The following is a 1,963-nucleotide window of genomic DNA, read 5'->3' on the forward strand; positions in this document are numbered from 1 at the left end:
GCGAGCGGATGGGCCAAGGCTAGTGAGCGGCTCTGCGGCGGGGGGTGACTTGGGTCAATGGCGATTTAGTTTGTAGGAATATTCCTAGGTTTACAGCGGATGGCATCCTTGATGCGCACATCTTGCAGGTGGGGCGCGTTGGGTGTGCTGTGCGCACCAGGCGATTCATAGGTAACCGCAACGGTGCGCACAGCACACCCTCCGAGCGCAACGGCGGTGGGGATGTCACCAGCCTAAGATATGGACACAAAAAAACCGGCACATGGCCGGTTTTTTGGTTCAGCGCAGATCAACTGATCAGACTGAGAAACTCACTGCGCGTGGCGGCGTTTTCGCGGAATTCGCCCAGCATGACCGAGGTCACCATCGACGAGTTCTGCTTCTCTACACCGCGCATCATCATGCACATATGCTGCGCTTCGATCACCACGGCAACGCCCAACGCGCCGGTGACTTGCTGCACGGCTTCGGCAATTTGGCGGCTGAGGTTTTCTTGAATTTGCAGACGGCGGGCAAACATATCGACGATACGCGCCACTTTCGACAGGCCCAGTACTTTGCCGCTGGGGATGTAGGCCACGTGGGCTTTGCCAATAAACGGCAGCAGGTGGTGTTCACACAACGAGTACAGCTCGATGTTTTTCACCAGCACCATTTCGCTGCTTTCGGAGCTAAACAGCGCGCCGTTGGTGACTTCTTCGAGGGTCTGTTCATAACCGCGGCAAAGGTACTGCATGGCTTTGGCGGCACGCTTGGGGGTGTCGAGCAGGCCTTCGCGGGAAACGTCCTCACCCAGTTGGCTAAGGATCGCAGTGTAATTCTGTTCCAGGGACATGGATCTACCTGTAAGGGCTTGGTAATTAAGCAGAGACGCAGGGTAGGGTGCCGTTACGCTGCTGGCAAGCGCATAGCACGTCAGAATGGGTCAGTAATGCGGCCATTTCCCAATGGTCCGTGGGTTTTTACTCGTCGCGTCCATCCATCATGGTGCGTTTAAGCAGCACATAAATCGCCCCGGTGCCGCCATGTTTGGCCAGGCAGGAGGTAAAACCGAGTACCCCTTCGTGTTGACGCAGCCAGGTGTTGACGTGGCTTTTTATCATCGGCCGCTTGCCGTCCATGCGCACGGCTTTGCCATGGGTGACGCGCACGCAGCGGATTTCCAATTTGTTGGCTTCGGCGAGGAACTCCCACAGGGTGTCGCGGGCTTTTTCCACGGTCATGCCGTGCAGGTCGAGGCTACCTTCAAAACTCACCTGGCCGAGCTTGAGCTTGCGCATCTGGCCTTCCTGAACGCCATTGCGTGCCCAGGACAATGGATCTTCGGGACCCACGTCGATAACGAATTGGTCGGACAGACCGTCGACGCGCGTTACCCCTTCGGAAATGGTCGCCGACTGGCGTAAAGCCTGCACACGGGCGCGGTCGGTTTTGGGTTTGCCGGTGTCGGCGCGGTCGTTTTGCTGAATGGGTTTGACGCCGCGAGTTTCGGCTTTGAACAGGGAAAAATCGTCGTCTTGCATGGGAGGTCTCCGCGAATGGGGCCTAGTTTACCCATTCAGCGGTGGCCGTTCACGGGTGGTTTAGTCGTGTTTCTTCATTAAGTGCGGGGCCATGGCCAGGTCGCTCGGGCGACGCAAGCGGCGGCGGCAGCGGCGCCAGGCAATCACACCCAGCCACAACAAGAACAGACCCAGCACCAGAATCACCGTGGCACTCCCTGGCGTGTCGTTCAAGCCACCGAGGGCGGGCGGGCGACCGAGCAGGGTGGCGGCGCCGGCCATCGCCAACAGAATACCGAGCACGGCGAACAGCGCCGAAAGCGCGGCGGCGAAGCGCCAGCGCCAGCTGCCAGGACCGCGTGGGCGAAGGCGTCGGGCATCGAAACCATCAGACAATTTCATTCCGCTTTCCTTTCAGGGTGTCGGCGGTATGACCGGGGCTAGGGGGCGAGGTTCAGTGC

The 1,963-nt window shown here is 59.2% G+C and carries 3 protein-coding genes; all 3 read right to left on the reverse strand.

Annotation, left to right across the window (positions count from 1 at the left end; all coding sequences use genetic code 11):
- Positions 1-289 precede the first annotated feature (289 nt).
- Positions 290-835, reverse strand: a complete 546-nt coding sequence (gene folE / locus AAAB16_RS25565; RefSeq protein WP_340665886.1) for a GTP cyclohydrolase I FolE — start codon at positions 833-835, stop codon at positions 290-292.
- A 127-nt stretch (positions 836-962) separates the two neighbouring features.
- Positions 963-1,523 carry a Smr/MutS family protein gene (locus AAAB16_RS25570; protein WP_340665887.1) on the reverse strand — a complete coding sequence of 187 codons (561 nt, stop codon included), beginning with the start codon at positions 1,521-1,523 and terminating at the stop codon, positions 963-965.
- 60 nt (positions 1,524-1,583) lie between these two features.
- Positions 1,584-1,904: a hypothetical protein gene (locus AAAB16_RS25575; RefSeq protein ID WP_340665888.1), complete on the reverse strand. Its 321-nt coding sequence runs from the start codon at positions 1,902-1,904 to the stop codon at positions 1,584-1,586.
- Between the last annotated feature and the right edge of the window lie 59 nt (positions 1,905-1,963).

It is taken from the genome of Pseudomonas sp., assembly GCF_037994325.1.
Classification (GTDB): Bacteria; Pseudomonadota; Gammaproteobacteria; order Pseudomonadales; family Pseudomonadaceae; genus Aquipseudomonas.